The sequence below is a fragment of the Streptomyces sp. R21 genome (assembly GCF_041051975.1).
Lineage (GTDB): Bacteria > Actinomycetota > Actinomycetes > Streptomycetales > Streptomycetaceae > Streptomyces.
In genome coordinates, this window is sequence record NZ_CP163435.1 from 2,647,473 (window position 1) to 2,671,697 (window position 24,225).

Here is a 24,225-nt window from a genome sequence, read left to right on the forward strand (position 1 = left end):
CCGCCCCCGTAGCGTGTTCGTATGAGCATGAGCAGCGGGACGGGTGGCACGGGTGGGACGAAAGAGCGGCTGGTCGTGATCGGCGGCGACGCGGCGGGCATGTCCGCCGCGTCGCAGGCGCGCCGGATGCGGGGCCCGGACGAGCTGGAGATCGTGGCGTTCGAACGGGGCCACTTCACGTCGTACTCCGCGTGCGGCATCCCCTATTGGGTCGGCGGCGACGTCCCCGAGCGGGACCGGCTCATCGCCCGGACGCCCGCGGAGCACCGGGAGCGCGACATCGACCTGCGGATGCGTACGGAGGTCGTGGAGATCGACGTCGAGGGCGCCCGGGTCCGCTCCCGGAACCTGGAGACCGGGGCCGAGGAGTGGACGCCGTACGACAAACTCGTGATCGCGACCGGCGCCCGACCGATCCGCCCCGACCTGCCCGGCGCCGACGCGCCCGGCGTGCACGGGGTGCAGACGCTCGACGACGGCCAGGCCCTGCTCGACACGCTGGCCGCCACGGAGGGCCGGCGCGCGGTGGTCGTCGGCGCGGGCTACATCGGCGTGGAGATGGCCGAGGCCCTCATCAACCGCGGCTACGAGGTGACGGTCGTCAACCGCGGCAGGGAGCCGATGTCCACGCTCGACCCGGACATGGGGCGCCTGGTGCACGAGGCCATGGAGGGCATGGGCATCACCATGGTCAACGACGCCGCGGTCACCAAGCTCCTGACCGGCGACGACGGCCGGGTCCGGGCGGTCGCCACGGAGGACGCCGAGTACCCGGCGGACGTGGTCGTCCTCGGCATCGGCGTACGCCCCGAGACCACGCTCGCGGGGGCCGCGGGGCTGCCTCTCGGCGAGCACGGCGGGCTGCTCACCGACCTGGCGATGCGGGTGCGCGGGCACGAGGACATCTGGGCGGGCGGCGACTGCGTCGAGGTCCTCGACCTGGTCTCCGGGCGCGAGCGGCACATCGCGCTGGGCACGCACGCCAACAAGCACGGCCAGGTCATCGGCGCCAACGTGGGCGGCGGCTACGCCACGTTCCCCGGGGTCGTCGGCACGGCGGTCAGCAAGGTCTGCGACCTGGAGATCGCGCGGACCGGACTTCGCGACAAGGACGCGCGCCGGGCGGGCCTGCAGTTCGAGACCGTCACCATCGAGTCGACGAGCCGCGCCGGCTACTACCCGAACGCCGCCCTCATGACCGTGAAAATGCTCGCCGAGCGCCGCACCGGACGGCTTCTCGGCGTACAGATCGTCGGCCGCGAGGGCGCCGCCAAGCGCGTCGACATCGCCGCGGTCGCCCTGACCGCGGGCATGACGGTGGAACAGATGACAGCCCTGGACCTGGGCTACGCACCCCCGTTCTCACCGGTGTGGGATCCGATCCTGGTGGCGGCAAGGAAGGCGACAGCAGCGGTGCGCGCCAGGGGCGCGTAGAGCCCCGATTGGGGCGCGGGGAACTGCGCGACCAGCCACAACCGGCCCGCAGTCGCCCGACAATCCGTCCTACGCCGACTCGTGCTGCCCGGTGGTCCCGTTGATCCGCTCGATGGCCTGCCGGGCCTGCTCGGCCGGCGGCCGCCCCGGCAGCGAAGAGACGGACCCGGTTGCGGCAGCGGAAACAGCAGCGGGCTGCGCCCCCGCCGGCTTCGCGTGCGCGGCGGACCGAGCCGACCGCAACCGGTGGCTGACGGCCTCGTCGAGGGTGACGGGCCGCTGCATCCGGGCGGCGAGCCGGCCGGCCTCCTGGCCGAGCGCGGCGACGTCCTCCCAGGGCAGGTGCAGTACGAGGGCGATCTCCGCCTCGCCGTCGGGCAGAGCGTGCATCGGAGGAGTAACTCGGTCGTTCATCGCCTGTTCCTCACGTAGTTCTTCGCATCGCGGGCGTCGAGGAGACATACGCACGGGCGGACGGCGGCGTTCACGGATTCACCGGGCTCATCCAGGGCACTGATTCGGTGTGGTCATCCCCGTCCATGACGTGAACCCGGCACGCCGGACGCCCTATGTGACGTACGCGCTGATCGCCGCCAACTTCCTGGTCTTCCTGCGCACCCCCGGCATCGCGGGCTCGGTGACAGGAGAGAGCGGTCTGTCCCAGTTGTGCCATCTGCAGGCGTTTTTGGACCACTACGCCGCCGTGCCGCAGGAACTGATCCACCATCGGCTGCCGCGGCTCGTGCCCACGGGCCAGGTCGTGACGGGTCCGCACGGCGAAGGCTGCCTGACGGCCCCGCCGGACTACGACAAGTCGCCGCCGCTGTCGGTCCTCACGGCGATGTTCCTGCACGGCAGCTGGCTGCACCTGCTCGGCAACATGCTCTTCCTGTGGATCTTCGGCAACAACATCGAGGACCGCCTCGGGCATGTGCGGTTCACGCTGTTCTACGTCGTCTGCGGTTACGCGGCGGCGTACGGCTTCGCGCTCCTCAACGACGACTCGGGCGCCCCGCTGATCGGCGCGTCCGGGGCGATCGCCGGAGTGCTGGGCGCCTATCTGGTGCTCTGTCCGAAGGCGAGGGTGTGGGTCCTCGTCCCGTTCCTGATCTTCCTGCCGCTGCGGCTGCCCGCGTGGGTGGTGCTGGGCTTCTGGTTCGTGCTGCAGGCGGTGTACTCGTCGGGCGCCGGGGTCTCCACGGCCGGGACGGTGGCGTACGCGGCCCATGTGGCCGGCTTCCTCGTGGGCATGCTGCTGGCCTGGCCGCTGCGGCCCGGCACACCGCCCCCGCCCGAACCGCGCCGCCTGCTGTGGGGCAGGCGGGCGCGGCACGGCTGGTGAGGTCGCGGGCGCGTCGCGAAGGCGAGTGAGCCGAAGGGGCGCGCCTGTGTCGAGAGTGCGAGCAAGCGGAGGCCCGAAGGGCTGAGCATGGTCGTGCTCTCGACACAGGCTGAGGCGCCCCGGAGGCGAACCGAGCCCTAAAAAAGGGGCGTCAGCGGGCGGTCTGCGTGTGCACGTACTCCACGAGCCGGGTCAGCGCGTCCGGGTCGGTGTTCGGCGGGACGCCGTGGCCGAGGTTGAAGACGTGGCCCTCCAGACCGGCGGCGGCGTCGAGCACCTCGCGGGTCTTGGTCTGAACCGCCTCGGTGGTGGAGAACAGGACGGCCGGGTCGAGGTTGCCCTGAAGCGCCTTGCCGGGACCGACGCGGCGGGCGGCCTCATCGAGCGGGACGCGCCAGTCGACGCCGACGACGTCCGCGCCGGCCTCACCCATCAGACCGAGCAGCTCGCCGGTGCCGACACCGAAGTGGATGCGCGGGACGCCGTATCCGGCGACGGCCTCGAAGACCTTCGTCGAGGCGGGCATGACCGAGCGGCGGTAGTCGGCGGGTGCCAGGGCGCCGACCCAGGAGTCGAAGAGCTGGACCGCGCTGGCGCCCGCCTCGATCTGCACCTTCAGGAAGGCGGAGGTGATCTCGGCGAGGCGGTCGAGCAGGTCGGCCCACAGCTGCGGGTCGCCGTACATGAGCGCCTTGGTGTGCTCGTGGTTCTTGGACGGGCCGCCCTCGACGAGGTAGCTCGCGAGGGTGAAAGGCGCGCCCGCGAAGCCGATCAGCGGTCGCTCGCCCAGCTCGGCCGTCAGGAGCTTGATCGCCTCGGTGACGTACCAGACGTCCTCGGGGGTCAGATCGCGCAGCTGGGCCAGGTCGGCGCGGGTGCGGATCGGGTTTGCGACGACCGGGCCGACGCCCGGCTTGATGTCGAGGTCGATGCCGATGGCCTTGAGCGGGACGACGATGTCGCTGAAGTAGATCGCCGCGTCCACGTTGTGCCGGCGCACCGGCTGGAGGGTGATCTCGGTGACCAGCTCGGGCCGCATGCAGGACTCCAGCATGGGGATGCCCTCGCGCACCTTGAGGTACTCGGGCAGCGAGCGACCGGCCTGCCGCATGAACCACACCGGCGTGTGCGGCACGGGCTCGCGCCTGCACGCCTTGAGGAAGGCGGACTCGTACGTGGCTGTCGGCGGCTGGCCCTCGGGGCGGCGGTTGGCACTCACGACGGAAAGTCTCGCACGGCCGCAGCGGCCCCCGGTTCGGGGTCCGGCCCGAACCGGGCCGCCAAAAGGGGATGTCTGTCCCTGCAACAGAGCTCCGTTCCCCTTAATCTTCCCCGCATGGCTGCGGCTCAGGGACGACTGTCGGACGGCGCTGGCGGAATGGACGACGCGAAGGAGGGGGACCGGGATGCGACGCAGACGGCTCCGCCGCCCTTCCGGGCTGCCGTCGAGGCGTTGAAGGTGGCACGGCTGCGGCCGGAGATCGAGATCGACCCGACGCGCCCGCCACAGCGGCTCGCTCCCTATGCGTACGCCCTGGAGGCGGCGGTCGTCGCCGACGACGAGGACCTGGCCGACGGCCGCCTCGTCCTGCTGCACGACCCGGCGGGGCACGACGCCTGGCAGGGCACCTTCCGCCTGGTCACGCTGGTCCGCGCCGAACTGGAGCCGGAGATGGCGGCCGACCCGCTGCTCCCCGAGGTCTGCTGGTCGTGGCTGACCGGAGCGCTCCAGGCCCGCGGTCTGTCGTACGGCGAACCGAGCGGCACGGTGACGCGCGCGAGCTCGCACTACTTCGGCGGCCTCTCCGAGCGGCCGTCCGCCTCCCAGATCGAGATCCGGGCGTCCTGGACCCCGCGCGAGGGCATGGGCGGCGTCCCCGACACGGCCTCCCATCTCGCCGCGTGGTGCGATCTGCTCTGCCAGGTCGCGGGCCTGCCCCCGGCGAGCCCGGGTGACGCGGCCGTGGTGACGCTGCCACAGCGCCGGGGGCCGCAGTCCCGCTGAGCGCCCCGCCTGCTCCTGTACGTTCCGCGCCGATCCCGTGCCGAGGCCCCCCCCGGGTCCTCGGCACGAGTCTTGCCCAGGGGTTGCCCAGGACTTACTGAGTCTTTGTCGATACGGCCACTTTCGGCCTCGTATGAACGGTGAGTGGACCGCGATTGACGCGGAGCGACTCGGTTCGATCTTCGGATGATCGATCGCGCGTCCGAATTGCACGGATTGTTACTCACCAGATCGTGATCATTCTCTAAAGGCGGACGGGTTTGGTGCCGAAGACGACTGTGACCTTGAAAGCACGGTTCCTCCCGGCTTCATCCCCACAAGCCGGCTCCGTCCCCCACCCAGGAGGCCTGGTGTCCGTTCTCCTCGAGCAGCCCGCAAGCCTGGTCGCCTACCGCCCGAACAAGCCGACCGCCATGGTGGTCGTGGCCGACCCCCGCGTCCGCTCCACCGTGACCCGCCACCTGTGGGCCCTCGGTGTACGCGACGTCATCGAGGCCTCGTCCGTCGCGGAGGCTCGTCCCCGCATCGGCAACCCCCGTGACATCTGCGTCGCCGACGTCCACCTCCCCGACGGATCCGGCCTGACGCTCCTCTCCGAAACCCGAGCCGCGGGCTGGCCCAACGGCCTGGCCCTCTCCGCAGCCGACGACATCGGCGCCGTACGCAACGCCCTCGCGGGCGGCGTCAAGGGCTACGTCGTCACCGGCACCCGTACGAACGTCGGCCTCCCCACCCGCCCCGGCGCCGCGCCCATCGGCTCGGCCGCCGCACGAATGCACCGCCGCCCCCCGGGTGCCCCGAGCCACCCGGGCGGCTACCGCGAGCTCTCCGGCCGTGAGGTCGAGGTGCTCCGCCTGGTCGCCGAGGGCCAGTCGAACAAGGCCATCGGCGTCTCGATGGGCCTGTCCGCGCTGACCGTCAAGAGCCACCTCGCCCGCATCGCCCGCAAGCTCGGCACGGGCGACCGCGCCGGGATGGTGGCGGTGGCCCTGCGCACCGGGATCATCCACTGAACCCGGGAAACCGGCCGACGAACGAACCCTGAACCCGATCTTTCACCGACCTGACTGGTTTACGACCCTCCCACGCCCGTCGACGGAACGTTCCGTCGGCGGGCGTAGTCCATACACAGATACCCTTGACAGGTGACCGACGCCCAAGAGACCGCAGCAGACAGCCCACTGCGAACCACCGGAGGCGGCCCTCCGGACGACGTCGAATCGGCGCCGATCCCTTTGCTCGAGCCCCGAGAGGGCATTCCGCCCGTCATCGCCGACGAGGACGCGCTCGCCGCGATGATCGCCGCCTTCGCCGCCGGCAGCGGCCCTGTCGCCGTCGACGCCGAACGTGCGTCCGGGTACCGATACGGCCAGCGCGCCTATCTGGTGCAGCTGCGCCGTGAGGGCGCCGGCTCCGCGTTGATCGACCCCGTCGCCTGTCCCGACCTGTCGGGCCTCGGCGAGGCGATCGGCGGAGTGGAGTGGGTGCTGCACGCGGCCACCCAGGACCTTCCGTGCCTGCGCGAGATAGGCATGATCCCCACCCGGCTGTTCGACACCGAGCTGGCCGGACGCCTCGCCGGGTTCCCCCGGGTCGGCCTCGGCGCGATGGTCGAGAGCGTCCTCGGCTTCCTGCTGGAGAAGGGGCACTCCGCGGTCGACTGGTCGACGCGCCCGCTGCCCGAGCCCTGGCTGCGGTACGCCGCTCTGGACGTGGAGCTCCTTGTCGACCTGCGGGACGCGCTGGAGAAGGAGCTCGACCGGCAGGGCAAGCTGGAGTGGGCCCGGCAGGAGTTCGACGCGATCGCGGGCGCCGAGCCCGCGCCTCCGCGCAAGGACCCCTGGCGCCGTACGTCGGGCATGCACAAGGTGCGCCGCCGCCGGCAGATGGCGGTCGTCCGGGAGCTGTGGGAGACCCGGGACCGGGTCGCGCAGCGCCGGGACATCTCGCCCGGCAAGGTGCTCGGGGACACGGCGATCGTCGAGGCCGCGCTGTCGCTGCCGCCCAACGTGCACGCCCTGGCCGGGCTGAACGGTTTCGGGCACCGCATGGGGCGGCGCCAGCTGGAGCAGTGGCAGGCCGCCGTGGACCGGGCGAGGGAGCTGCCGGAGTCCGAGCTGCCGCAGCCAGGCCAGCCGGTGACCGGTCCCCCGCCGCCGCGCGCCTGGGCGGACAAGGACCCGGTGGCCGCGGCCCGGCTCTCCGCGGCACGCGCCGCCGTCTCGGCGCTGGCCGAACAGCTGAACATGCCGCAGGAGAACCTGATCACCCCGGACACCGTGCGCCGGGTGTGCTGGGAGCCGCCGGCCACGCCGGACGACGAGTCGGTCGGGGCGCTGCTCGCCGGTTACGGAGCCCGGCCCTGGCAGGTCGAGCAGGTCACGCCGGTGCTGGTGGCGGCCCTGCGGGCACCTGCGGCCTGAGATCTCACTTGGTCGCGCCCCGCATGAAGCCGTTGTAGATGAAGCGCTGGAGGAGCAGGAAGACGATCAGGGTCGGGAGGATGACGAGCACCGCCCCGGCCGAGATCGTCTCCCAGTGCGCGCCGAACGGCCCCCGGAAGCGGAACAGCGACGTCGAGATCACGCCAAGATCCTCGGACGGCATGTAGAGGAACGGGATGTAGAAGTCGTTGTAGACGGTGATCCCCTTCACGATCACGACGGTCGCGATCGCCGGCCTCAGCAGCGGGAAGATGATCTTCCGGTAGATCGTGAACGCGTTGGCGCCGTCGAGGCGTGCGGACTCGTCCAGGGAGATCGGGATGGACCGGACGAACTGCAGGAAGATGTAGATCGACACGATGTCCGTGCCCATGTAGAGCGCGATCGGCGCCCACAGCGTGTCGAACATCCCGAAGCTGTTGACGATCTGGAAGGTCGCCACCTGGGTCGTCACGCCCGGGACGAGCGCGGCGATGAGGAAGAGCGCGACCACCAGCTTCTTGAGGCGGAACGTGAAGCGGTCGATCGCGTACGCCGCCATCGAGCCGATCAGCACGGTCCCCGCGATGGCGACCAGCAGGATAATGGCCGTGTTCCCGAAGGCGGAGAGCATGCGGCCGTCCTGGAACGCCGTCACATAGTTGTGGAAGTACAGGAAGTCCTTCGGCATCGTGAGGGCGCCGCTGTCGTCCGACATCTCCTGCGAGGACTTCAGGGACGTCAGCAGGACGGCGCCGAGCGGCAGCAGGACGACCACGGCCGCGACGATCAGCGACAGATAGACGAAGGCGCGGGCAACCGCGCGGCGCGTCATACGAGATCCACCCTGTCGTCCGGGACGAGGCGCCGCTGCAGCCAGGTCACCGCCAGGATGATCAGCAGCAGCACGACCGCGGCCGCCGAGGCGAGCCCCGTCTTGTTGAACTGGAAGGCCAGCTTCACCGTCTGGATCACGAAGGTCTCGGTGCCGGTCGCGCCGCCCGTCATGATGTACGGGATCTCGAACACCGACAGCGAGCCGGAGATCGACAGGATCACGGTCAGGCTCAGCACCGGTTTGATGCCCGGCGCGATGATGTACCGGAACTGGTGCCAGCGGTTCGCGCCGTCCAGTTCCGAAGCCTCGTACAACTCCCCCGGGATGGACTGGATCGCGCCCAGGAAGAGCACGAAGTTCAGGCCCATGTAGCGCCAGACCGACACCCCCGCGAGCGAGACGTTCGCGGAGGTCGACGTACCGAGCCAGGCGTGGTCGGAGTGGTAGCCGAACAGCCCGAGCACCGTGTCGAGGGTGCCGCCGTCCTGGAAGAAGTAGAGGAAGACGAAGCCGATCGCGACCCCGTTGATCAGATACGGGAAGAAGAGCACGCCCTTGAAGAAGTTCCGGAAGCGGACGTTGAAGCTGAGGATCGTCGCGAAGTAGAGCGCGGCGGCGATCTGGACCGCGGAGGCGACGAGGTAGTAGCCGCTGACGAAGAAGACCTGGAACAGGTCTTCCCTGGTGAAGAGTTCGGTGTAGTTCCCGGTGCCCGTGTAGTGCAGTTCGGGGCTCACACCGTCCCAGTCGGTGAAGCTGTACGCGACCATGTTGGCGATCGGCGCGTACGTGAAGATGATCAGCAGAGCGAGCGGGGCGATCAGGAAGAGCCATGGGGTGAGGCCGCGCCACAGGCGGGCGCGGCGCGGTGCCGGGGGCGGCTGGGGGACGGCGGCCCCGTCCCGCGCCGCGGCCCGGAAGGCCGCCTTCTCGGTGGTGTCCGTCATCAGGACCCCGCGTTCTTCTGCGCCTCGGTCCACCGCTTGCTGAGGTCGGCGTAGAAGTCGTCGAGGCTGCCCTTTCCGGCGCCGCGGGCGAGGTCGACGAGCTTCTGACGGTAGTCGGGGGTGTTGATGCCGACCTCCGACTCGGTGTCGACCAGCTTGACCTTCGCGCCCTTGCTGTCGTCGAGCTCGATGAGCTTCACCCCTGCGTCCTCGTACGGCTTCAGGACGGTCGGCAGGGGCGCGTCCTTGAGGGGCGAGATGGCCAGGTTGTCCTTGTCGTAGCCGGACTTGTCGGTGAACCAGTCGATCCAGGCGCGGGCCGCCTCCTTGTGCTGGGAGTGGACGTTGACGGCCTGGTTGTAGTCGGGGCCGACCGTCGCGCAGAACTTGCCGTCCACCTGGGCGGGGAAGGGCATGAAGCCGATGTCGTCGGGGTCGATGCCGGCCTTCTTGGCGGCGTCCTGGAACTGGATGATCGCCCAGGTGCCGAGCCACTCCGTGGCGATCTCGCCCTTCGCCAACCGGGCCTTGGACGCTTCCCAGTTGGTGGTCGTCGGATCCTTCTCGATGTAGCCGTCGTGCACGGTGTCGTAGAGCAACTGGTCGCCGACGCGCAGGTCGGCGCCCTTTGCCCAGGGGTCACCATCGGCGATCTTGCTGGTCGCCCCGGTGTCGCAGTGCACCGAGCCGTTGACGAACGTCCACGAGGTCAGCGGCCATCCGGCGGAGAAGTTGGTGTAGTACGGGGTCGCGTCGGTTTTTGTCTTGATCGCCTTCAGATCGGCGAGGAACTCGGCCGGTGTGGTGGGCCACTTGCTCGCCCCGGCCTTCTGCCAGACCTTCTTGTTGTAGACGAAGCCGGGCATCACGCCGATCGGGCTCTGCCCGTAGACCTTGCCGCCGACGGTGGTGAAGTCGGTGAACCGGTACTTCTTGCTGCGTTCCGTCTCGGTGCCGAGCGAGGCGAAGAACTTCGGGTAGTCGCTCTTCTTGATCACGCCGGGGATCAGCAGGACGTCGCCGTAGTTCTCCGTGTTCATCCGGATCTTGACCTCGGCCTCGTAGTTCGTGAGGGCCTGGAACTTGACCTTGACCTTCGGATACGTCTTGTTGAACGCGGCGGCGTACTTCGTCATCGTGCCGTCCTGCACGAGGTCGGTCCGCTGGGTCAGGACCGTGATGGTTCCACTCACCTTGGCCGGGTCGGCGGGCGCCTTGGCGTCCGCGCCCTTCGTCGAGCCTCCGGTGCCGGTGCACCCCGAGGCCATGACGGCGAGGGCGACCACCGATCCGGCGAGAATCCTGCGGCTGTTCATGTGCACCAGCTCCGTTCCGTGACGGACGAGCACGAGTGGGTTGGCTGATTCGGCACTCTGACAGCCGTTACTGAACCGGTAAAGTCCCTATTTCGCCAACGATGCCAGAATGTTTTCCAGCACTGGGAGTTCAAGGGCTGGACCGGTTTAGGGAGTGCGCATGCTGGATGCCACACCGCTCACCGAGGGATGGACCCTGCGGCACGAGGGAAGCGCGCTTCCCGCCGCGGTACCGGGCTGTGTGCACACCGATCTGCTGGCCGCCGGAGTCATCCCGGACCCCTTTCTCGGACAGGCCGAGACCGAGGTGGCGTGGGTGGGGCGGCGGGACTGGACGTACGACATCGAGGTGCCGGTGTCCTCCGGGCACGAGCAGACCGACCTCGTCTTCGACGGCCTGGACACGGCCGCAGAGATCCGGCTGGACGGTCAACTCCTGGGCCGCGTACAGAACATGCACCGCTCCCACCGCTTCGACATCACCGGCATGAACGGTCCGCTCTCGGTGCGCTTCACCTCCGCGTACACCGCGGCCGAGGCCGTGCGCGACCGCCTCGGCGAGCGGCCGAACGCCTATCCCCAGCCCTTCCAGTACCTGCGCAAAATGGCCTGCTCCTTCGGCTGGGACTGGGGTCCGACCCTGGTGACGGCCGGAATCTGGCGGCCGGTCCGGCTGGAGCGCTGGTCGACGGCGCGGATCGCCCGGGTACGGCCCGTGGTGACCGTGCGGGGCTCAACCGGCCGCGTCCACCTGTCCGTCGACGTCGAGCGGACCCGGGTCGAGGCGGAACTCACCGTCGAGGCCCGGGTCGGCGGGGTGCGGGCGAGCGCGGTGATCGACGGCACCAGCGGGGCCGTACGGCTCGATGTGCCCGACGTCCAGCTGTGGTGGCCGCGCGGCCACGGCGAACAACCGCTGTACGACGTGGAGTTGACGCTCTCCGACACGCACGGGCCGCTCGACGCCTGGCGGCGCCGGATCGGCTTTCGCACCGTGGAGCTGGACACCTCGGCCGACGCGCACGGCTCCGGGTTCACCCTCGTGGTGAACGGGGAGCGACTGTTCGCGCGGGGCGTCAACTGGATCCCGGACGACGTCTTCCCGTCCCGGGTCACCCGCGAGCGGTATCGGACGCGGCTCGCGCAGGGGGCCGCCGCCGGCGTCGACCTCGTCCGCGTCTGGGGCGGCGGCATCTACGAGAGCGAGGACTTCTACGACGCCTGCGACGAGCTGGGGTTGCTGGTCTGGCAGGACTTCCCCTTCGCGTGCGCGGCCTACCCCGAGGAACAGCCGCTGCGCGGCGAGGTGGAGGCGGAGGCCCGCGAGAACGTCGTACGGCTCATGCCGCATCCCTCGCTGGTGCTGTGGAACGGCAACAACGAGAACCTGTGGGGCTTTCGGGACTGGGACTGGGAACGGCGGCTGGCCGGGGACTCATGGGGCGAGGGCTACTACCTGGGTCTGCTGCCGCGTGTCGTCGCGGAGTTGGACCCGACGCGGCTGTACACACCGGGCAGTCCCTGGTCCGGTTCGTGGGACCACCACCCGAACGACCCGGCGCGCGGCACGCACCATTCGTGGGAGGTGTGGAACCGGGACGACTACGCCGACTACCGGCTCGAAGTCCCGCGCTTCGTGGCCGAGTTCGGCTGGCAGGCGCCGCCCGCGTACGCGACGCTGCGGCGGGCGCTGCCCGGCGAGACGCTCGCGCCCGGCTCCCCGGGCATGCTGCACCACCAGAAGGCCGACGACGGGAACGGGAAGCTGGAGCGGGGGCTCGCCCGACACTTCGCCGTGCCCGAAGAAGGCTTCACCGAGGGCGACTTCGACCGCTGGCACTACCTCACCCAGGTCAACCAGGCGCGGGCCGTCGCCGCCGGGATCGAGCACTGGCGCGCGCACTGGCCCGTATGCGCGGGCACGATCGTCTGGCAGCTCAACGACTGCTGGCCGGTGACGTCCTGGGCGGCGATCGACGGCGACGGACGCGAGAAGCCGCTCTACCACGAGCTGAAGCGGCTGTACGCGGACCGGCTGCTGACCCTTCAACCCCGGCTCGGCGGGCTGGTGTTGGCCGCCGTCAACCAGTCCGCGCAGGCATGGCGCGGCTCGCTCACGCTGCGCCGGATGTCCGTCGAGGGCGTGGTCGTGGGCGAGGTGTCCCTGAACCTGTCGGCCGCCGCGCGGGCGGTCGCCGAGGTCCCGGTGCCGCGCGAGCTGGAGCCCGTGGGCCCGAAGGAGTTCCTCGTGGCGGACGCCGAGGACGCCATGGATGAGGGCCCTGCGGAGGCGACCCGGCTGCGCGCCCTGCACTTCCCCGTGCCGGACCGCGAAGTCCCCTACCCGCGCCCCCGGTTCGACGTCACACTCGCGCAGGGCGCGGTGACCGTGACGGCCCACACCCTCGTACGGGATCTGCTGTTGCAGGCCGACCGGCTGGACCCGGGCGCCGCGGCCGACACCGGTCTGGTGACCCTGCTTCCCGGCGAGCGGGTGACCATCGGCGTACGCGGCTGGGAGACTCCCGATGCCGAGACCGCCCGAACCGCCCTGTACTGCGTGGAGCCGATCCAATGACGACAGCGCCGACGCCCCGCGTCACCATCAAGGACGTCGCCGCGCGCGCCGGGGTGTCCAAGGGCGCGGTGTCGCTCGCCTTCAACCACAAGCCGGGGCTGTCCGAGGCGACCCGCGACCGGATCTTCGACGCGGCCCGGGAGCTGGGCTGGGTGCCGAATCTGACGGCGCGGTCGCTGTCCAGCCAGCGGGTGGACGTGGTGGGGCTGGCGATCTGCCGGCCGGCGAAGCTGCTCGGGCTCGAACCGTTCTACATGGAGTTCATCTCCGGCGTGGAGGGCGTGCTGACGGAGCACTCGTGCTCGCTGCTGCTGCGCCTGGTGCGGAACCTGGAGGAGGAGGTCCGGCTCCAGGACTCCTGGTGGAAGGGGCGGCAGATCAGCGGGTCGATCATGGTCGACTTCCGGGCGGACGATCCGCGGGTGGCCGCCGTCGAGCGGCTCGGCATGCCCGCCGTCGCCGTCGGGCATCCGTCGCTGACCGGGGGCCTCACCACCGTGTGGACGGACGACGCCACCGCCGTCACCGAGGCCGTGCGCTATCTCGCCGCGCTCGGGCACCGGCGGATCGCCCGGGTCGGCGGTGCGGCGGCGCTCGGCCACACCACGATCCGGGCGGCCGCCTTCGACGAGGCGGCGCGGGTCCTCGACCTCGACGGGGCCTGGCAGGTCGCCACCGACTACTCCGGGGAGGCGGGCGCGCGGGCCACCCGGTCGCTGCTGACGGCCGCTCCCCCGGACCGCCCGACCGCGATCGTGTACGACAACGACATCATGGCCGTCGCCGGACTCTCCGTCGCCGCCGAGATGGGGCTGAGCGTGCCCGGTGACGTGTCGCTGCTCGCCTGGGACGACTCCCAGCTGTGCCGGCTGACCCATCCGACGCTCTCCGCGATGAGCCATGACGTGCACGGATTCGGCGCGGACGTGGCGCGGACGCTGTTCGGGGTGATCACCGGCGAGGGGCCCGGATCGCACCTGGCGTCCACTCCCGTCCTCACTCCGAGGGGCTCCACGGCGCCTCCGCGGATGTGACGTTCGCCGCTCCCGGCTCCGGGACTGTGCAGCATGGTTACTCGTAAGTAGCATGGTCAGGTGAGCGCGCGCTCAGGGCGTGTGTGTCGCGCAGCAGTGCCATCCCGCATATGGAGGAGAGCCATCGTGCCTCGTACCGTCAGGGACGTCGTCTTCGTCGACGGCGTCCGCACCCCGTTCGGCAAGGCGGGCCCGAAGGGCATCTACCACGAGACCCGCGCCGACGATCTCGTCGTGAAGGCCATTCGGGAGCTGCTGCGCCGCAACCCCGGCCTCGACCCCAAGAAGATCGACGAGGTCGCCATCGCCGCGACCACGCAGATCGGTGACCAGGGCCTGACCCTCGGCCGTACGGCCGGAATCCTCGCCGGTCTCCCCCAGTCGGTCCCCGGCTACTCCATCGACCGCATGTGCGCGGGCGCGCTGACCGCCGTCACCGCCGTCGCGGGCGGTGTGGCCTTCGGTGCGTACGACGTCGCCCTCGCCGGTGGCGTCGAGCACATGGGCCGCCACCCCATGGGCGAGGGCGTGGACCCGAACCCGCGCTTCGTCAGCGAGAAGCTGGTCGACGAGTCCGCCCTGTTCATGGGCATGACCGCGGAGAACCTGCACGACCGCTACCCGACGATCACCAAGCAGCGCGCCGACGAGTACGCCGTGCGCTCGCAGGAGAAGGCCGCCAAGGCGTACGCCAACGGCAAGATTCAGCAGGACCTGGTGCCGATCTCGGTGCGCAACACCAACGCGGAGGTCGGCGAGACGGGCTGGGGCCTGGTCACCGCCGACGAGCCGATGCGCCCGGGCACGACCCTGGAGAACCTGTCCGGTCTGAAGACCCCGTTCCGTGTGCACGGCCGGGTCACCGCCGGAAACGCGGCCGGTCTGAACGACGGTGCGACCGCCTCGATCATCGCGTCCGAGGACTTCGCCCGCGAGCACGACCTGCCGGTGAAGATGCGCCTCGTCTCGTACGCCTTCGCGGGCGTCGAGCCGGAGGTCATGGGCTACGGCCCGATCCCGGCCACCGAAAAGGCTCTCGCCCAGGCGGGCCTGTCCATCGAGGACATCAACCTCTTCGAGATCAACGAGGCCTTCGCCGTCCAGGTGCTCGCGTTCCTGGAGCACTACGGCATCGCCGACGACGACGCGCGCGTCAACCAGTACGGCGGCGCCATCGCCTACGGCCACCCGCTCGCCTCCTCCGGCGTCCGTCTGATGACGCAGCTGGCCCGCCAGTTCGAGGAGCAGCCGGAGGTCCGTTACGGCCTCACCACCATGTGCGTCGGCTTCGGCATGGGCGCCACGGTGATCTGGGAGAACCCGCACCACAAGGACGCCGGAGGCGACAAGTGAGCACCGCTGAACTCCTGAAGGGCGCGGCCGAGCTGTTCCCCGGCGAGGTCGTCACCTCGGCGAACGTACGCCACCTGGACCTGCCGTTCGGCGCCGGGCGCTTCGCGCTCATCACGCTGGACAACGGCTTCGACCACACCAAGCCGACCACCTTCGGACCGCAGTCGCTGGCGAACCTGAGCGCCGCCATCGACCAGGTCGAGAAGGAGGCCGCCGCCGGCGAGATCGTCGGTATCGGCGTCACCGGCAAGCCGTTCATCTTCGCCGTCGGCGCGGACCTCAAGGGCGTGGAGCTCCTGAAGGACCACAACGACGCGCTCGCCATCGGCAAGGGCGGCCACGAGGTCTTCAAGCGCCTCTCCGCGCTCGCCGTCCCGACCTTCGCGTACTACAACGGTGCGGCGATGGGCGGCGGCGTCGAGGTCGGCCTGCACTGCAAGTACCGCACGGTCTCGAAGGCGCTCCCGGCGTTCTCGCTGCCCGAGGTCTTCCTCGGTCTGGTCCCCGGCTGGGGCGGCTGCACGATCCTGCCGAACCTGATCGGTGCGGACAAGGCCGTCTCGGTGATCATCGAGAACTCGCTGAACCAGAACAAGCAGCTCAAGGGCCAGCAGGTCTTCGACCTCGGCATCGCCGACGCCCTCTTCGAGGGTGCGGACTTCCTGGAGCAGTCGCTGATCTGGACCGCCCAGGTGCTGAAGGGCGACGTCAAGGTCGAGCGTCCGGCCATCGACCGCGGCGAGACCTGGGACCAGGCCGTGGCGCGCGGCCGGTTCATCGCCGACAGCAAGGTGCACGGTGCGGCCCCGGCCGCCTACCGCGCCCTCGACATCATCGCCGCGGCCAAGGACGGTGACCTGCAGAAGGGTTACGACGCCGAGGACGTGGCGCTCGCCGACCTGATCATGGGCGGCGAACTGCGCGCGGGCATCTACGCGTTCAACCTCGTCCAGAAGCGCGCCAAGCGCCCGGCGGGTGCGCCGGACAAGTCCCTGGCGCGTCCGGTCACCAAGGTCGGCGTCGTGGGCGCGGGCCTGATGGCCTCGCAGCTCGCCCTGCTCTTCCTGCGCCGCCTCGAGGTGCCCGTCGTCCTGACGGACATCGACCAGGAGCGCGTCGACAAGGGTGTGGGCTACGTCCACGCCGAGATCGACAAGCTGCTCGGCAAGGGCCGCGTCAACCAGGACAAGGCCAACCGCCTCAAGGGCCTGGTCTCCGGTGTGCTGGACAAGGCCGAGGGCTTCTCCGACGCCGACTTCATCATCGAGGCCGTCTTCGAGGAGATCGGCGTCAAGCAGCAGGTGTTCGCGGAGGTCGAGGCGGTCGCCCCGGCGCACGCGATCCTCGCCACCAACACCTCCTCGCTGTCGGTGAGCGAGATGGCGTCGAAGCTGAAGAACCCCGAGCGGGTCGTCGGCTTCCACTTCTTCAACCCCGTTGCGATCCTCCCGCTCCTTGAGATCGTCCGCGGCGAGCAGACGGACGACGCCTCGCTGGCCACGGCGTTCGCCGTCGCCAAGAAGCTGAAGAAGACCGCGGTTCTCACCAAGGACGCCCCGGCGTTCGTCGTGAACCGCATCCTGACCCGCTTCATGGGCGAGATCCAGAACGTCATCGACGAGGGCACCTCGGTCGAGGTCGCCGAGAAGGCCATCGAGCCGCTCGGTCTGCCGATGTCGCCGCTGGTCCTTCTGGAGCTGGTCGGTCCGGCCATCGGCCTGCACGTCTCCGAGACGCTCAACCGGGCCTTCCCCGAGCGCTTCACCGTCTCCCCGAACCTCGCGGCCGTCGTCAAGGCGGGCAAGCGTGGCTTCTACGTGTACGACTCCGGGAAGCCGGAGCTCGACCCCGAGGTCGCCGCACTCCTCAAGCAGGGCGATGTCGCCCTCACCGAGGAGCAGGTCCGTGACCGTGTCCTCGACGCCGTCGCCCAGGAGATCGGGCTCATGCTCGACGAGGGTGTCGTCGCCGAGGCGCAGGACATCGACCTCTGCCTGATCACGGGCGCGGGCTGGCCCTTCCACCTCGGTGGGATCACCCCGTACCTCGACCGCGAGGGTGTCTCCGAGCGGGTCACCGGGAAGCGGTTCCTGGCCGAGGGCCTGGCGAGCGTTCCGGCGTAACGCTTCGCTGTGATGGTCGGTGCCCTGTACGCCAGGTTGGCGTACAGGGCACTCGGCGTTTGTGCTCTGGGGGCTCCGCCCCAGACCCCCGTTCGGCCTGAACGGCCTCGTCCTCAAACGCCGGACGGGCTAGACAGCCCGCCACGCCTCCAACGCCAGCCCCGGCTCGTCCTTGCGGCGGGTCAGGAGCAGCTCCCCCGTCCCGGGGGCCAGGCTCGCTGCGACCACGCGGCCCTGCTCGTCCGAGGCGAGTGACACCCCGGCGTCAGCCGGGAGTTGAGGGCCCGACTCCGTCCACCACGCACCCGCCGACTCGTCCTCGGTCGGATACGCGGCGAAGGCGACGCGACCGCTGGCCGAGCGCTGAGCGAGCAACGTGCAGTCGTGCCCGTCGAGTTCACAGCGAACGGCACTGACGGGACCGGGCCCGGCGCCGGCGAGGAGGGAGACCGGCTTGCCGCCGGGGCGCCAGGCGCAGAGGTCACCCGTGTCGTCGGTGTAGAAGAGGGTGGTGGACTCCGGCGACGTGGCGAGCGCACGGAGCGTGCCGGGACGTACCGGCGTCTCCACGGACTCCTCCAGAACCGGCTGCGCACCCGGCTCCTCCTGCCGCCAGTGCAGGAGGCCACCCGGCACGGCCGCGTACAGCTCGACGCGTCCGGACTCCCCGGTCACCGCGGCGAGTTCCTCCTGGACGTCGCGCCCCTTGAGGTCGCGCCAGGGGTCCCAGCCGCCCTTCTCCTTCTGGGCGACCATGCCGACGCCGCCGCTCCTGTTGCGCACGAAGACGTGGGCGCGGCCCTCGGCGTCGACGGCGACGGCGGGGGTGCCCGTCCGGTCGCCCTTCTTGTCGGGGTGGCCGATCGGGGTCCAGTCGAGGGCGGCGAGCCGTGGCCGGAAGTGCGTGGAGTGGACAAGGCCGGACTCACCGGTGACGGTGGGGCGCCAGGCGGCCAGATGGGCATAGCCGTCGGCGCCCTGACCGACGGCCAGGACGGGGTGCAGGCGCTGGTCGCCGCCGACGGTGCGCGGGGCGTCCCAGGGGCCGCCGGGGCCGTGCTCCGCCCGGCAGAGCACGGCGGCCTCCGACAGCAGGTACACACTGAGCCTGCCGTCGCGTCCGCGGAGGAGCCAGTCGCCGTTCACCGCTTCACTCTAAGTGGGGGCGGAGCCGTCGCGACGGCCAGCCCCCGCCCGGCGTACGGCCTCACCCACGAAGGGCAGGGGACGAGGCCGTACGCCGCTCACAGGCGCTTGGCACTGCGGAACAGCCCGGCGTAGAAGCCGTTGCCGTCGAGCCGCGAGGTACCGCCCTGGTCGCCGATCGTGGGGCCGTTCTGTTCCTTGCGGCTGGAGACGAAGATCTTGTGGCCCTCGGTGTCCGGGCCCAGGTAGATCGCGGAGTGGTCCATGTGATTGCCGGTGCGGTGGTCCATCTTGAAGAACAGCAGATCGCCGGGCTGGAGGACATCGATGTTCGTCGGCCGGACGTACCAGGGGCTGGGGCCCTGGAGCTTGATGATGTCGACACCGGTCTTGGAGCGGGCCATGGCGTCGGCGGTGCGCGGCAGCCCGTCACCGGTCTCGTTGCCGGACCGCAGGGGGTAACGGGCACGGTAGCCGTAGACCAGACGCAGGTAGCCGGAGCAGTCCACGGAGCGCAGGCGGTCGGCGCTCGGCTGCTTCGTGGTGCCGTCCCGGAAGGTGTACGGGATGCCCAGGTAGTCGTAGAAGTCGGTCTGTTCGGCCCGGTCCACGCCGTCGGCCTTGAGGGGCCCGTAGAACGCGTGGCCCTCGTACTGGACCCCCTGGTCGTCCTTCTTGACCGGCGCGCCCGGCGTGTACTGGAAGGCGAACGCGAAGATGTCGTCCTCCTCGCTGCCGTTGTACTGCTTGAACCAGTCCTTGTACCACTGCTGCTTCTCGGCGCCCTTGGTCCAGGGCTCCGGCAGGAGGCGCACCCAGTCGTTGGTGACCACCTTGGTGCTGGTGTTGGACGGTTCGGTGAAGGTCCGCGTGGGGCCCTTGAGCGTGGCGGTGCGGGCTCCGTCCGTGTAGGTGGCGATGACCGCGCCCTTGCCGTCGCGCAGCACCGAGCGCGCCGGGTTGTTCAGCCGCTCCCAGGTCTCTTTGCCGGTCGCATTGCCCGAGCCCTGCTGGGCGTTGTCGGTGACCGACTGGGTGGCCGGGACCTTCGCCTGCTCGTCCTTGCGCAGTTCGTAGGTGAAGTAGGCGCTGCTCGCGAGCAGCGCCAGGACCGTCGCGGCGTGGACGACGGGGCGGCCTTTGCGCTTCGCCATGATGAGGGCTCCAGGATTGCGTCGAGTACAGGCAGGTTCAGGCGGACGGCAGAGCGCCCAGAAGGATTCCGGCGGTCAGGACCACATAGGTGGCCAGGGTGACCGCTCCGGTGGACAGCAGCGTCGCGCCCTTGGGCTGACGCACCAGCTGATAGCCGATCAGGCCCGGGACGATGAAGCCGAGCGTCTGGTTGGCGTACAGCAGCGGGAACTCCATCTGCAGCACGATGATCACGGTCGCCTGGATGAGCACGCCGCTGAGCACCACGGTCGCGAACAGCCGCTTCCCGTAAAGGATCACGAAACGCTGCAGCAGCAGCGTGGTGACGTACGTCAGCACGGTCACCCCGAGCACCAGCGCGGCCCGCTGCAGGTCCTCGATCAGGGTGAGCGCGAGCCAGCCCGGCGTGATCATGCCGCCCGGCGACAGGTTGGTCGTCAGGTAGCACATGAGCGAGAACATCAGGCCCAGGCCGATGCCGATCGCGGCGATCTCGGGGGTGAGGACGGAGGGGATCAACGCTGTTCTCCTGGGCTGTGCCACTGCTGGCTGTCGTCGTCGGAAGACTGGGGAGGTACGCGGGGTTCGAACAGCCCGCGGGTCTGGTCCTGTCCGGCCCGGGGGCCGGTGTCCGGGCGCGCCTGCGGCACGGCGGAGGCGGGCTGCTCGCCGTAGTACGGCTGCGGCCACGGGTCGTTCGGGTTCGGGTACGGCTGCCCGTGCCCCGCCTGGCTCGCCCGATCCCGGTCCTGGTGTGCGGCGTCGCGCTGTACGGGGATCTGCGGGACGTACGGCTGCTGGGTGTAGCGCGACTCGTACGCCTGCGGGTAGCCCTGGTACGGGTCGATGCGCGGCGCGTACAGCTGCACGGTCTCGACGTGCTCGACCACGGCGGGCGCCGCCCCCGCGACGTCGGTCGACGCCTCGGCCACGGGCTCGTCGGCGCTGTCGTCCGGCGGGAGTTCGGCGAGGTGCTCCAGCAGGATCTCGCCCTGGCCGTGGATGTTGCCGATCGCCACCAGTGAGGAGTCCGGGCCGAGCTGCTCCAGCAGCCGGGCCATGAACTCCTCCGGGTCACGCTTGTCGCCGCCGAGGTCGACGGCGCGCGAGCGGAACTCCGCGGGGATGGCGTCGATGGCGGACTTGGCCGGGTGGCCGATGACGAAGACGTGCTCGGGGTCGAGTTCGGGGATGATCTCGCCCATCTGCCCGTTGCGTTCGACGCGGTCGGGGCGGCAGTTGATGACCACGTTGAGCGGCCGGTGGACGGCGCCGAGGTCGAGCAGCTGGTTGATGTTCATCAGCGTCGACTCGGGGTCGTTGGCCGCGAAGACGTTGGCGAAGCGCACCTTCTTCCCCTCGGGCGTCAGATAGCGCTCGACGGAGAGGACACCGGGGTCCGGCGGGGCCTCGTACATGCCCGTCAAGGCCGTCTCCCGGTCGACGCCGAGCAGTTCGGCGACGGTCAGCGCGATGGCCACGTTCTCCTTGAAGGTGAACCAGCTGAAACCGCGCAGCTCCTCGTCGCTGACCGTCTCCGGGTCGGCGTAGATCAGCTGGCAGTTCCGGGCGTCCGCCTCCTCCTGGAGGATGTCGAAACGGTCCTTCTCGGCGGTGACGCAGATGCCGTCCTCCGGCATCGAGCGGCACAGCGAGCGGGCCACGTCGTCCAGGGTGGGGCCCATCTCGGCGAGGTGGTCCTCACGGACGTTGCACAGCACGCCGATCGTGGAGCGGATCAGCTTGGACTGGTTGATCTCCTGAAGGGCCGGCATGACGGCCATGCACTCGATGACGAGCGCGTCCGGCTGGTACGCGGCGGCCCGCCGCACGATGCCGATCTGCTCGACGACGTTGGCGATGCCGAACTTGCGGTAGACCGGCTCCTCGGTGGCGTCCGGGTGGATGAACCGGGCCGCGGTGCCGGTCGTCTTGGCGACGGTGACCAGGTCACCGCCGCGCAGGGCGCCCGCGCACAGCCGGGTGATGGAGGACTTGCCGCGGATGCCGTTGACCAGGACCCGGGTGGGTATGTGGTCCAGGTTGGTGAAGTGCCGGCGCTGCTCCACGATGCCCGCTATGAGCAGGATCGCGCAGCAGACCAGCAGCACGGTGTAGAGGAAGAGCACAGGTGATCAGTTCCTTGTGTACTGCTGCGGCGCGGACTGCTGCGGCGCGGGCTGCCGGGGCGGGGTGCGGCGGGGCTGCTGCCGGCGCTGGTCCTGCAGCTGCTGCCGGATGAGTTCCAGGGAGCGGGTGACGGCTCCGACCTCGTCGTGGTGCTGCGGGAAGAGCACGGTCTTGCGGTCTCCCCCGGCGAGCGCCTCGGCTCCGTCGGCCAGCGCGCGCAGGGGCCGGGCCACCACGATGTGCAGCCAGCCCAGACAGGCGACGGCCGCGGTGGCGCCGAGCAGCCCGGCGAGGACGGTGCGGTTCTGGGACTCGTAGCCGGGGATGGCGAGCCGGCTGGCGGGCTGCCAGCTGACCACGCTCCAGCCGAGCTTCTGGGCGGAGCCGCTGCCGGAGAACGGCGCGGCGGCGGCGATCCGCACCCCGTGCGCGTGGTAGAGCACACCGTTGGGCCGCGCCTTCTTGCCGAGCCGCTGGGCGCTGGCCGAGACGAGGTCCCTCAGGTTGTCGTCGGGCAGCGACTGGAAGGCGAGGAAGCCCGTGTTGCCGGCGATGATCTTGCGCTCGTCGTCCACGAGCCGGACCACGCCCAGGCCCGGCCGGTTCAGCAGGGCGTTGAGGAACTCGACGCGGAACTCGCCGACCAGATAACTGCCCTTGCTGCCCGGGATCGCGGCGCCGCCCACGACGACGGGCTCCTTGCCGCCGTGACCCAGCAGCCGGAGCGGGGTGCTGGAGGCCCGCTTGGACTTGATCACCCGGGGCTCCTTGCCCTCCCGGGCCAGGACCTCACCGGAGGAGTCGACGACGTAGAGCGAGCGGTAGCGCTGGTTCTCGTTGATGGTGCGTTCCAGCACATCGCCCATGGCTTCCGGGGTCCGGTTGCCGACCAGCGACGCGACGGACTGCAGGTCGGCGTCACCCTCGTTGAGCGCGCGACGCACTCGGTCGCTGAGCGTCTGGGTGCGTTCGCGCTGGTCGCTGACGAGTTGCTGCGGTACGACGGCCGTGCTGTCCGCGCGGTTGAGCAGCAGCATCAGCGGTGCGCACCAGGCCAGCAGCAGGGCCGCGCTCACCACCAGCAGGGCCCGGGTGCCCACCCGGCGCAGTCCGCGCGGACGCGGCGCCGGGCTGGAGGCTTCGGCGGACTCGCTGACCAGCTGCCGGCGCAACTGCTCCAGGGTGTTGCCGATGCGGTGCGCCTCACCGTAGCCCGGGACGGTGACGGGCCGGGTCAGGTCGCCCCGGGTGAGCCGGCGGGACTCCAGGAACAGCCGGATGAGCGGGCGTTGCACGGTTCCCAGCAGTACCGCGACGGCCAGTGCGCCGACGATGAGCAGCGCGCCGGCCGCCAGCAGACCGAACACCGAGGAATGCGTACGGGTGGGGTCCTCGGGCACCTTGACCATGGCGACGACGGAGAGGCCGAGCCCGGAAGCGGTGCTGACTTCGCCGGGCTGGGGCGAGGTCAGCGTGGCGTATCCGGCAACGGACCGGTCGCTCAGCAGCTTCCCGCCGAGCAGGCTGCCACTGACGCCCTGGTAGCCCGCGGTGCCGGGCTCCTTGCTGCTGCGCGGATCCTGCTGCGCCTTGCGGGCCGTGGTCTGGGCGAAGTCCTTGAGCTGCTTGCGGGAGTCCTTGATGTCCTTGCGGTCGATGCTGTTGCGCGCCTGCTCGGGTTCGGGGATGCCGTCGCTGCTGAGGATCGCGCCGTCGCGGTCGACCACGGCGATGGAGCGGAAATCGCCGAGGCTGATACCGGGGAACTTCAGGTTGCTGGAGGTCACCAGCAGCAGCTGCGGCTTGCCCGGCCAGGTCAGCAGCCCGAAGGACAGCAGACGAACCTCGCCGTTCTTCAGCCGGACCATGCGCGGGGCCAGTCCGTCCGCGCCGCCGAGTGCGGAGGTGTTCACGGAGGTCAGCGGCACCGTCTCGCCGCGGGCCGCGACCAGCTTGTTGCTGCGGATCTCGACGACGGCGGTGCCCACCCACTTCTGGTAGGTGTTGCCGAGCTTGTCGAGGACGGCGTCGCTGGAGACCGGCTGTCCGGCGCTGAACAACGTGGCGGACCGGGTGACGTCGGTGACGGACTCGTCGATGGAGGCACGCAGCGCGATGGCGCCGTCCTCCGCGAAGTGCTGTTGGGACGTCAGCACCGCCTTCGGCACTCCGGCGTTGTCGACGCGTCCCAGCACGAGTGCTGTGACGGCGGCAAGCGTCAGGAGGAGCACCGACAGGACCGCGATCGGCGGGCGGATGCCTCCGATCAGCGACATGTCGGCACGACGGCGGGCTCGATGGTGCCGCGCCGGGGGCGGTGACGCCACAGGAGGGTCCTCTCAGGGGTGCGGGACGGCCAGTTCCGCACAGGAAATCGGGAACGTTGTTCGATTACGGGTGT

At 70.2% G+C, this 24,225-nt stretch carries 19 protein-coding genes; 9 read left to right on the forward strand and 10 right to left on the reverse strand.

Translation table 11 applies throughout. The features are described from left to right. The first annotated feature begins 21 nt into the window (after nt 1–21). Nucleotides 22–1,434 carry an FAD-dependent oxidoreductase gene (locus AB5J56_RS11925; RefSeq protein WP_369232672.1) on the forward strand — a complete coding sequence of 471 codons (1,413 nt, stop codon included), beginning with the start codon at nt 22–24 and terminating at the stop codon, nt 1,432–1,434. A 69-nt stretch (nt 1,435–1,503) separates the two neighbouring features. Here AB5J56_RS11925 and AB5J56_RS11930 read toward each other — a convergent pair whose 3' ends face one another. Beyond that, on the reverse strand, nt 1,504–1,848 hold the full coding sequence (locus AB5J56_RS11930; RefSeq protein ID WP_369232673.1) for a hypothetical protein: 345 nt from the start codon (nt 1,846–1,848) through the stop codon (nt 1,504–1,506). A 109-nt stretch (nt 1,849–1,957) separates the two neighbouring features. On the opposite strand from AB5J56_RS11930, the gene AB5J56_RS11935 reads away from it, so the two are divergent. Continuing rightward, nucleotides 1,958–2,776 carry a rhomboid family intramembrane serine protease gene (locus AB5J56_RS11935; protein ID WP_369232674.1) on the forward strand — a complete coding sequence of 273 codons (819 nt, stop codon included), beginning with the start codon at nt 1,958–1,960 and terminating at the stop codon, nt 2,774–2,776. A gap of 151 nt (nt 2,777–2,927) precedes the next feature. On the opposite strand, the gene hemE is transcribed toward AB5J56_RS11935, so the two are convergent. Continuing rightward, nucleotides 2,928–3,995 (reverse strand): uroporphyrinogen decarboxylase, encoded by a 1,068-nt coding sequence (hemE, locus tag AB5J56_RS11940; protein ID WP_369232675.1) that lies wholly within the window; start codon nt 3,993–3,995, stop codon nt 2,928–2,930. 117 nt (nt 3,996–4,112) lie between these two features. Between hemE and AB5J56_RS11945 the strand changes: the two genes are divergently transcribed. From AB5J56_RS11945 to AB5J56_RS11955, 3 genes are all read left to right on the forward strand, one after another. Beyond that, the gene (locus AB5J56_RS11945) at nt 4,113–4,781 is read left to right on the forward strand and encodes a DUF3000 domain-containing protein (RefSeq protein ID WP_369232676.1); all 669 of its coding nucleotides are present in this window, start codon (nt 4,113–4,115) and stop codon (nt 4,779–4,781) included. A gap of 350 nt (nt 4,782–5,131) precedes the next feature. Continuing rightward, nucleotides 5,132–5,794, forward strand: coding sequence for a response regulator transcription factor (locus AB5J56_RS11950; RefSeq protein ID WP_019073943.1), 663 nt, complete (start codon nt 5,132–5,134; stop codon nt 5,792–5,794). A gap of 132 nt (nt 5,795–5,926) precedes the next feature. Continuing rightward, entirely contained in the window at nt 5,927–7,204 is a 1,278-nt protein-coding gene (locus tag AB5J56_RS11955) for an HRDC domain-containing protein (RefSeq protein ID WP_369232677.1), read from the forward strand. Nucleotides 7,205–7,208: 4 nt separating this feature from the next. On the opposite strand, the gene AB5J56_RS11960 is transcribed toward AB5J56_RS11955, so the two are convergent. Genes AB5J56_RS11960 through AB5J56_RS11970 form a run of 3 tightly spaced genes read right to left on the reverse strand, consistent with a single transcriptional unit; the run spans nt 7,209 to nt 10,305 of the window. After that, nucleotides 7,209–8,039 (reverse strand): carbohydrate ABC transporter permease, encoded by an 831-nt coding sequence (locus AB5J56_RS11960; protein ID WP_369232678.1) that lies wholly within the window; start codon nt 8,037–8,039, stop codon nt 7,209–7,211. Continuing rightward, entirely contained in the window at nt 8,036–8,989 is a 954-nt protein-coding gene (locus tag AB5J56_RS11965) for a carbohydrate ABC transporter permease (protein WP_369232679.1), read from the reverse strand. The genes AB5J56_RS11960 and AB5J56_RS11965 overlap by 4 nt, the downstream gene beginning before the upstream one ends. Continuing rightward, the gene (locus AB5J56_RS11970) at nt 8,989–10,305 is read right to left on the reverse strand and encodes an extracellular solute-binding protein (protein ID WP_369232680.1); all 1,317 of its coding nucleotides are present in this window, start codon (nt 10,303–10,305) and stop codon (nt 8,989–8,991) included. Before AB5J56_RS11970 ends, AB5J56_RS11965 begins: the two co-directional genes overlap by 1 nt. A gap of 160 nt (nt 10,306–10,465) precedes the next feature. Between AB5J56_RS11970 and AB5J56_RS11975 the strand changes: the two genes are divergently transcribed. From AB5J56_RS11975 to AB5J56_RS11990, 4 genes are all read left to right on the forward strand, one after another. Then, nucleotides 10,466–12,883, forward strand: coding sequence for a glycoside hydrolase family 2 protein (locus AB5J56_RS11975; RefSeq protein ID WP_369232681.1), 2,418 nt, complete (start codon nt 10,466–10,468; stop codon nt 12,881–12,883). Beyond that, a complete protein-coding gene (locus AB5J56_RS11980; RefSeq protein ID WP_369232682.1) occupies nt 12,880–13,917 on the forward strand; it encodes a LacI family DNA-binding transcriptional regulator in 1,038 nt (345 codons plus the stop codon). The genes AB5J56_RS11975 and AB5J56_RS11980 overlap by 4 nt, the downstream gene beginning before the upstream one ends. A 126-nt stretch (nt 13,918–14,043) precedes the next feature. Next, entirely contained in the window at nt 14,044–15,270 is a 1,227-nt protein-coding gene (locus AB5J56_RS11985; protein ID WP_369232683.1) for an acetyl-CoA C-acyltransferase, read from the forward strand. Continuing rightward, nucleotides 15,267–17,393 carry a 3-hydroxyacyl-CoA dehydrogenase NAD-binding domain-containing protein gene (locus tag AB5J56_RS11990; protein WP_369232684.1) on the forward strand — a complete coding sequence of 709 codons (2,127 nt, stop codon included), beginning with the start codon at nt 15,267–15,269 and terminating at the stop codon, nt 17,391–17,393. The genes AB5J56_RS11985 and AB5J56_RS11990 overlap by 4 nt, the downstream gene beginning before the upstream one ends. Nucleotides 17,394–17,522: 129 nt before the next feature. Here AB5J56_RS11990 and AB5J56_RS11995 read toward each other — a convergent pair whose 3' ends face one another. From AB5J56_RS11995 to AB5J56_RS12015, 5 genes are all read right to left on the reverse strand, one after another. After that, complete coding sequence (locus tag AB5J56_RS11995) at nt 17,523–18,539, reverse strand: hypothetical protein (protein ID WP_369232685.1); 1,017 nt, start codon at nt 18,537–18,539, stop codon at nt 17,523–17,525. Nucleotides 18,540–18,637: 98 nt separating this feature from the next. Continuing rightward, nucleotides 18,638–19,693 (reverse strand): NlpC/P60 family protein, encoded by a 1,056-nt coding sequence (locus AB5J56_RS12000; protein ID WP_369232686.1) that lies wholly within the window; start codon nt 19,691–19,693, stop codon nt 18,638–18,640. Between the two features lie 37 nt (nt 19,694–19,730). Further along, a complete protein-coding gene (locus AB5J56_RS12005) occupies nt 19,731–20,213 on the reverse strand; it encodes a poly-gamma-glutamate biosynthesis protein PgsC/CapC (RefSeq protein ID WP_356148019.1) in 483 nt (160 codons plus the stop codon). Then, a complete protein-coding gene (gene pgsB, locus AB5J56_RS12010) occupies nt 20,210–21,823 on the reverse strand; it encodes a poly-gamma-glutamate synthase PgsB (RefSeq protein WP_369232687.1) in 1,614 nt (537 codons plus the stop codon). The genes AB5J56_RS12005 and pgsB overlap by 4 nt, the downstream gene beginning before the upstream one ends. A 6-nt stretch (nt 21,824–21,829) precedes the next feature. Continuing rightward, nucleotides 21,830–24,100: a HAMP domain-containing protein gene (locus AB5J56_RS12015; RefSeq protein WP_369232688.1), complete on the reverse strand. Its 2,271-nt coding sequence runs from the start codon at nt 24,098–24,100 to the stop codon at nt 21,830–21,832. Between the last annotated feature and the right edge of the window lie 125 nt (nt 24,101–24,225).

Excerpts from the sequence above, each read along its gene's own strand:
- AB5J56_RS11925 (WP_369232672.1), top strand. The coding sequence starts at position 22 with ATGAGCATGAGCAGCGGGACGGGTGGCACGGGTGGGACGAAAGAGCGG.
- AB5J56_RS11930 (WP_369232673.1), bottom strand. The coding sequence starts at position 1,848 with ATGAACGACCGAGTTACTCCTCCGATGCACGCTCTGCCCGACGGCGAG.
- AB5J56_RS11945 (WP_369232676.1), top strand. The coding sequence starts at position 4,113 with ATGGCTGCGGCTCAGGGACGACTGTCGGACGGCGCTGGCGGAATGGAC.
- AB5J56_RS11960 (WP_369232678.1), bottom strand. The coding sequence starts at position 8,039 with ATGACGCGCCGCGCGGTTGCCCGCGCCTTCGTCTATCTGTCGCTGATC.
- AB5J56_RS11965 (WP_369232679.1), bottom strand. The coding sequence starts at position 8,989 with ATGACGGACACCACCGAGAAGGCGGCCTTCCGGGCCGCGGCGCGGGAC.
- AB5J56_RS11970 (WP_369232680.1), bottom strand. The coding sequence starts at position 10,305 with ATGAACAGCCGCAGGATTCTCGCCGGATCGGTGGTCGCCCTCGCCGTC.
- AB5J56_RS11975 (WP_369232681.1), top strand. The coding sequence starts at position 10,466 with ATGCTGGATGCCACACCGCTCACCGAGGGATGGACCCTGCGGCACGAG.
- AB5J56_RS11980 (WP_369232682.1), top strand. The coding sequence starts at position 12,880 with ATGACGACAGCGCCGACGCCCCGCGTCACCATCAAGGACGTCGCCGCG.
- AB5J56_RS12000 (WP_369232686.1), bottom strand. The coding sequence starts at position 19,693 with ATGGCGAAGCGCAAAGGCCGCCCCGTCGTCCACGCCGCGACGGTCCTG.
- AB5J56_RS12015 (WP_369232688.1), bottom strand. The coding sequence starts at position 24,100 with ATGTCGCTGATCGGAGGCATCCGCCCGCCGATCGCGGTCCTGTCGGTG.